5 protein-coding genes, 1 tRNA gene and 1 pseudogene are annotated in these 6,429 nt (G+C 71.4%); 2 read left to right on the top strand and 5 right to left on the bottom strand.

Going from position 1 to position 6,429, the window contains the following annotated elements; genetic code table 11:
• Positions 1–104 precede the first annotated feature (104 nt).
• The 4 genes from fusA to ABZ923_RS25275 form a co-directional block, all read right to left on the bottom strand.
• Positions 105–2,162: an elongation factor G gene (gene fusA, locus ABZ923_RS25290; RefSeq protein ID WP_361475699.1), complete on the bottom strand. Its 2,058-nt coding sequence runs from the start codon at positions 2,160–2,162 to the stop codon at positions 105–107.
• Between the two features lie 415 nt (positions 2,163–2,577).
• Positions 2,578–2,662 (bottom strand) — tRNA-Leu (locus tag ABZ923_RS25285).
• Positions 2,663–2,997: 335 nt separating this feature from the next.
• Positions 2,998–3,675: a GntR family transcriptional regulator gene (locus tag ABZ923_RS25280; RefSeq protein ID WP_361475697.1), complete on the bottom strand. Its 678-nt coding sequence runs from the start codon at positions 3,673–3,675 to the stop codon at positions 2,998–3,000.
• Positions 3,676–3,794: 119 nt separating this feature from the next.
• A complete protein-coding gene (locus ABZ923_RS25275) occupies positions 3,795–4,742 on the bottom strand; it encodes a beta-ketoacyl-ACP synthase III (RefSeq protein WP_361475695.1) in 948 nt (315 codons plus the stop codon).
• Positions 4,743–4,944: 202 nt separating this feature from the next.
• On the opposite strand from ABZ923_RS25275, the pseudogene ABZ923_RS25270 reads away from it, so the two are divergent.
• A pseudogene (locus tag ABZ923_RS25270) lies at positions 4,945–5,059 on the top strand (Fe-S-binding domain-containing protein); the annotation flags it as partial.
• Between the two features lie 7 nt (positions 5,060–5,066).
• Entirely contained in the window at positions 5,067–5,915 is an 849-nt protein-coding gene (gene fdhD, locus ABZ923_RS25265; protein WP_361475693.1) for a formate dehydrogenase accessory sulfurtransferase FdhD, read from the top strand.
• Between the two features lie 50 nt (positions 5,916–5,965).
• Here the strand turns inward: fdhD and ABZ923_RS25260 are convergent, their stop codons facing one another.
• The gene (locus tag ABZ923_RS25260) at positions 5,966–6,403 is read right to left on the bottom strand and encodes a MarR family transcriptional regulator (protein WP_361475691.1); all 438 of its coding nucleotides are present in this window, start codon (positions 6,401–6,403) and stop codon (positions 5,966–5,968) included.
• Positions 6,404–6,429 lie beyond the last annotated feature (26 nt).

Below are 6,429 nucleotides of genomic sequence, written 5' to 3'. Positions count from 1 at the left end.
CAGGTCGTCGTTCATCACCCTCATTGTCCCGGTGGTCACACTGCGAACACAACCGCCACGGGTCGACGACTCGTGGTGCGGGCCGGCACCGGGGACCGTACCCCTTACCGGACGTGGGTCCGTACCGGTGCCGGCGCGTAGCCGGCGGGCCGGGTGGTGAAGGTGCCCCGGCCCTGGGTGCGGCTGCGCAACCGGGTGGCGTAGCCGAACAGTTCGGCCAGCGGCACGGTCGCGGTCAGTACGGCGGCGCCGCCACGGGTGTGCGAGCCGCCGACCCGGCCGCGGCGGGCGGCCAGGTCCCCGAGCACCCCGCCGACCGCGTCCTCCGGCACGGTCACCGTCACCTCCGCGACCGGTTCGAGCAGCGCGGTCGCGCACGCCCGCAGGGCCTCGCGCAAACCCAGCCGGCCGGCGGTACGGAAGGCCGTGTCGGAGGAGTCCCTGACATGGGTGGAGCCGTCGGTCAGCGTGACGCGCAGCCCAGTCACCGGGTGCCCGCCGAGCGGTCCCTCGGCGAGCGCGTCCCGGCAGCCGGCCTCCACCGCGCGCACGTACTCCTGCGGCACCCGCCCGCCGACCACGGCGGACCGGAACTCGAAGCCGGTGACGCCCGCTTCGGGGCCCAGCGGCTCCACGTCCAGGACGATGTGCGCGAACTGCCCCGCGCCGCCGTCCTGTTTGACGTGCCGGAACACGAAACCGCTGACACCGCCGACCACGGTCTCCCGGTACGCCACCCCGGGGCGGCCCACCGTGACCTCCGGCCCGCCGTCGCGGCGGATCTTCTCCACCGCGACCTCCAGATGGAGTTCGCCCATCCCGGACAGGACGGTCTGCCCGGTCTCGTCGTCGGTGCGCACCACCAGCGAGGGGTCCTCCTCGACGAGCCGGGCGAGCGCCGCCGCGAGCCGCCCGGTGTCCGTGCCGCGCCGCGCCTCGACCGCCACGGACACCACGGGCTCGGCGGCCACCGGCGGTTCCAGCAGCACCGGGGCCCCGGGGTCGCACAGCGTGGCACCGACCCGGGCCGACTTCACGCCCGCCAGCGCGACGATGTCACCGGCGACCGCCCGGTCCAACTGGACGTGCCGGTCCGCCATGACCCGCAGGATCCGCGCCACCCGCTCGGTGCGCCCGCTTCCCGGGTCCCGCACGGTGTCCCCCTTCTCGACGGTGCCGGAGTAGACCCGCACGTAGGCCAGCCGGCCGGTGGCGCTCGCGTTCACCTTGAACACCAGCCCCGCGAAAGGCGCTTCGGGGTCGGCGGCACGCAGCTGCCCGGCGTCCTCACCGACACCGCGTACGGCGGGCACGTCCAGCGGTGACGGCAGGTAGGCCACCACAGCGTCCAGCAGCGGTTCGATCCCGCGGTTGCGGTAGGCGGAGCCGCACAGCACGACCACGCCGTCACCGGTGCGGGTGAGGTCGCGAAGGGCAGCGGTGAGCGTCGCGGCGGAGAGCGTCTCACGGTCGCAGAACTCCTCCAGCGCGGCCGGATGCCGTTCGGCGACCGCTTCCTCCAGCGCGCGCCGCCGCCGTACCGCCTCCTCCCGCAGCCCCTCGGGCACCGCCCCTTCCCTGGCCGTACCCTCGCCGTCGCCCCACACCAGGGACCGCATCCGCACCAGGTCCACGACACCGGTGAAACCGTCCTCGGCGCCGATCGGCAGCTGGACGACCAGCGGCGCGGGGTGCAGCCGGTCCCGGATGGAGCCGACGGCCCGGTCGAGGTCGGCGCCCGCACGGTCCAGCTTGTTGACGAACGCGATCCTCGGGACGCCGTGCCGGTCGGCCTGCCGCCACACCGACTCGCTCTGCGGTTCGACGCCGGCGACGGCGTCGAACACGGCGACCGCCCCGTCGAGGATCCGCAGCGACCGCTCGACCTCGTCAGCGAAGTCGACGTGGCCGGGGGTGTCGATGAGGTTGATGCGGTGGCCGTCCCAGGCGCAGCTGACGGCAGCGGCGAAGATGGTGATGCCACGGTCGCGTTCCTGCTGGTCGAAGTCGGTGACGGTGGTGCCGTCGTGCACCTCGCCCCGCTTGTGGGTGGTGCCCGTCGCATACAGGATCCGCTCGGTGACGGTGGTCTTGCCGGCGTCGACGTGGGCGAGGATGCCGAGGTTGCGGACGGCGGTGATGGTGTCGATGTGGGTGCGCACGGCCCGGTGCCTTTCGGGAGAGTTCCTGGAGAAGGGCGGCGCGATTCCCCGTGTGCCGGAGGGAGCGGACGGTACGGCGGCGGCCGGACGGGTGCCGGGCGGGCGGCCGGGGTGTCAGCGGGGCGTCACGGGCATCCGGTGCCGGCCGCGCAGCGGGCACCGGACGGACGAGGACACCAGGATCACCTCGGTCCGCGCAGGGGGAACGACGGCGGCGGTACGGTCACGCACGGCCCGGCTCCCCTCGATCGTCACGGCTCACGAAGCGCGCCACCCTGGTACGGGTGCGGCGCGCGGTGCGGTGGCGAGTCTAGGAAAACGATCAGCCGGTGGGGTACCGATTTTCCGCCGGGAGCCCTGTTTCGCGGCGGCAACGAAGAAACCCCATGGCCGCAGCCATGGGGTTTCCTGTCGGTGTCCGAGGGGGGACTTGAACCCCCACGCCCGATAAAGGGCACTAGCACCTCAAGCTAGCGCGTCTGCCATTCCGCCACCCGGACTAGGTGTCTGCCGCCTTGCGGGGTGTGTTCCCTGCGGCGACATGGACAACAATACCAAGGTTTCGGAGTGCGTTTCACCTGCGTATCCGTCTGCGCGGCGGGTGGGGAGCGGCCGATTGTCGACGTATACAGTCTGCAAGAGACTGCGTACGGTGGGTGAAAGACCGGCTACGGGCGCACGGGCGACCTGCAGTCGACCGCCAGCGCGTAGGTGCGGGCAAGCAGGTCGCCGCCGGACGGGAGTAGGCGGCAGACCGACTCGGTGACTGAAATGCCGTCGCCGCTCGTTGGCCGGAAAGCGCCCGGGAGACAGTCCTCGGCCGGACCGCCGTCGGTCAGGACGCCTTGCGGTGCTGGTACGAGTGGCGAGTGTGCTCGGTGTGTTCCCGCATGAGCCGGGTGGCCAGGTCCGCGTCGTGAGCGCGAATGGCCAGCATCAGATCGGAGTGCTCCGACCAGGAGGTGCCACCGCGCAGGCGGGCCACCGGCGTGTAGTACCAACGCACCCTGCGGTCGACCTGGGCGGCGAGTTCGGACAGGACGGTGTTCCCGGCCAACTCCATGATCTTGGCATGGAAGGCGGCGTTCAGCGCCACGGCCCGGTTCACGTCGTCGGCGGCGACGGCCAGCCGGCCCTGCTCCACGATCAGACGGAGCGCGTCGACACCCGCCTCGTCGGCGTTCAGGGCAGCCAGCCGGGCCGCCTCCGCCTCCAGCAGGGTGCGGACCGTGAGCAGTTGGTCGGCCTCGTCCTCGGTCGGCTCGTGCACGAAGGCTCCCTGCGCGGGCCGCAGATCGACCCAGCCCTCGGTGTTGAGCCGCTGCAGCGCCTCGCGCACGGGCTGACGGGAGACGCCGAGGTGTCCGGCGAGTTCACTCTCCACCAGGTGCTGACCGGGCTGCAGCGCGCGGGTGGTGATGAGTTCCAGCAGCGCCTCGTACACGCGTTCACGCAGCGGGCCTGGGCGTTCCAGCTTGGGCACCGCCCCCTGCGGCAGTCCGGTCGACAACATCGCGGTCCCCCTCCTGGGCAGGTCCGGGCGCACGGGGCGCTGGACGCTCAGCATCAATCGTCTTTTGTCTACAGTCTTCGGTGCACCGTATTCAGAAGACAGCGCACAGAATCCTGGACTCAGGGGCAGCGTACGACCTGCCCGGCGTACGACAGATTGCCGCCGAAACCGAACAGCAGCACCGGATCGCCGGTGCTGAGCGCTCCTCGCTCGACCAACTTGGAGAAGGCGAGCGGAATACTGGCGGCGGAGGTGTTGCCGGATTCGGTGACATCGCGGGCGATCACCGCGTTGACGGCGCCGAGTTTCTCGGCCAGCGGCTCGATGATCCGCAGGTTGGCCTGGTGCAGGACGACCCCGGCGAGATCCTCGGGCGCCACACCCGCCTTCTCACAGGCCTTGCGGGCGATGGCCGGCAGCTGGGTGGTGGCCCAGCGGTAGACGCTCTGCCCCTCCTGTGCGAACCGCGGTGGCGTCCCCTCGATCCGCACGGCGTGTCCCATCTCCGGCACCGATCCCCACAGCACCGGCCCGACCCCGGGCTCCTCTCCCGGCGCGCATGCCGTCAGGACGGCGGCCCCGGCGCCGTCGCCGACGAGGACGCAGGTGGAGCGGTCGGTCCAGTCGGTGACATCGGACATCTTGTCGGCGCCGACGACCAGGGCGCGGGTGGCCGCGCCGGCCCGGAGCGTGTGGTCGGCGGTGGCCAGCGCGTGGGTGAAGCCGGCGCACACCACGTTGACGTCCATGGCGGCGGGCTGCGGGATACCGAGCCGGGCCGCGACCCGGGCGGCGGTGTTCGGGGAACGGTCGATCGCGGTGGAGGTGGCAACGAGGACCAGGTCGATGTCGCCCGGGGCGAGGCCGGCCGCGGCGAGTGCCTTGGCGGCGGCGTGCGCGGCCAGCTCGTCGACCGGCTCGTCGGGACCGGCGATGTGCCGGGTCCGGATGCCCACCCGGGTGCGGATCCACTCGTCACTGGTGTCGACCATGCCTGCCAGCTCGTCGTTGGTGAGCACCTTGGCGGGCTGGTAGTGACCGATGGCGGCGATGCGTGAGCCGTTCATGCCGGGGGATCCCCTCGTGCCGTGGGTAGCGGGATCCACCAGTCTGATCAGTGACTCACGGGTACGAGGGCAGGTGAACCCACAGGAAACGGGCGCCGGGATTGTCGGCTCTCCTCAGACTGTCGGACGTGCACGCATCCGCCGCGTCACCATCCGGGCTTCTCCGCGGTTCGCGCAGACCGGCCTGCGCCTGATTTCCCGTGTGCAGGACAATGTGATCGTGGAGGTCACCTCGGCCACACGACGGTCCGGTGATCCGCGGCAACCTCTGCATCAAGGGCCCTTTCCGCTACCAGTACATACAGAACCGGGGCTGATCAGGACATGGGACGAGTCACGGAACGACGCAAGGTCCTCCGCATCCGGGACGGCGTGGTCTCCACCCGGCCGGACACGCTCGTCGCCGAGGAACCCCTGGAGATCCGGCTGAACGGCAAGCCGCTCGCGATCACCATGCGCACCCCCGGCGACGACTTCGCGCTGGCGGCGGGTTTCCTGGTGAGCGAAGGTGTCCTGGCTACGGCATCCGATCTGCAGAATATTGTCTACTGTGCAGGGGCGACCGTAGACGGTTCGAACACCTACAACGTCGTCGACGTGAAGACCGCGCCCGGTGTCACGCTCCCGGACTTCAGTCTGGAGCGGAACGTCTACACCTCCTCCTCGTGCGGGCTGTGCGGCAAGGCGAGCCTGGACGCTGTCCGCACGACCGCGCGCTGGCCGATCGCCGACACTCCCCCGCTCCGGGTCACCCCCGAGTTGCTGGCAAGCCTCCCCGACCGGCTGCGATCGGCACAGCGGGTGTTCGACCGGACCGGGGGCCTGCACGCGGCGGCCCTGTTCAGCGAGGACGGAGAGCTGCTGGACACCCGTGAGGACGTGGGCCGGCACAACGCGGTCGACAAGCTGGTCGGACGCGCGCTGCAGAACGACGGGCTGCCGCTGTCCCGGACGATCCTCATGGTCTCCGGCCGGGCCTCCTTCGAGCTGGCCCAGAAGGCGGTCATGGCGGGCATCCCCCTGCTGGCGGCCGTTTCGGCACCCTCGTCGCTCGCGGTGGACCTGGCCGCGGAGACCGGTCTGACCCTGGTGGGCTTCCTGCGGGGCAGCTCCATGAACGTGTACGCGGGCGAGGAGCGGATCGTCCTGCGGGAGTCGGCCACCCACGGCTGACCGGTGTACTTCTCGACTGCGCTCGGCCGGCCGGGCGACACGAGGCTCGGTCAGCCCTCCGCGCCGGAGATCCGCAGCAGCAGGCCCATGAACTGGTCCCGTTCGGCGGCCGACAGGGGGGCGAGCAGTTCGTCGTTGGCCTGACGGGCGGTCTTTTCGCAGCGTACGAGAAGACGGGCGCCGTCGTCGGTGAGGGAGACGGCGTTCTTGCGCCGGTCGCGGGGATCGGGGGCGCGGTCGACCAGGCCGGCGGACTGCAGGTCGTTGAGGATGCCGACGACGTCCTTGGGGTCGAGGCTGACGCTGCGTCCGAGGTCGGCCTGGGCCACCGGGGCGAGGTCCCGGACGGCGGAGAGGACGACGTGGTGCCACATCTTCAGCCCTTCGGCCGCGAGGGCGTCGGCGACCAGGGCGCGGCCCCGCGCGGCGGCTCGCCCGAGGAGCCAGCTGGGCAGGGAGCGGATCGCGGGCAGGGGTGCTTCGGCCATGACGGCAGCCTATCCGAAGACTCATT

This window comes from Streptomyces sp. NPDC046881, from assembly GCF_040645015.1.
In the GTDB taxonomy this organism is placed as follows: domain Bacteria; phylum Actinomycetota; class Actinomycetes; order Streptomycetales; family Streptomycetaceae; genus Streptomyces.
This window is presented reverse-complemented; position numbering and strand designations above follow the sequence as displayed.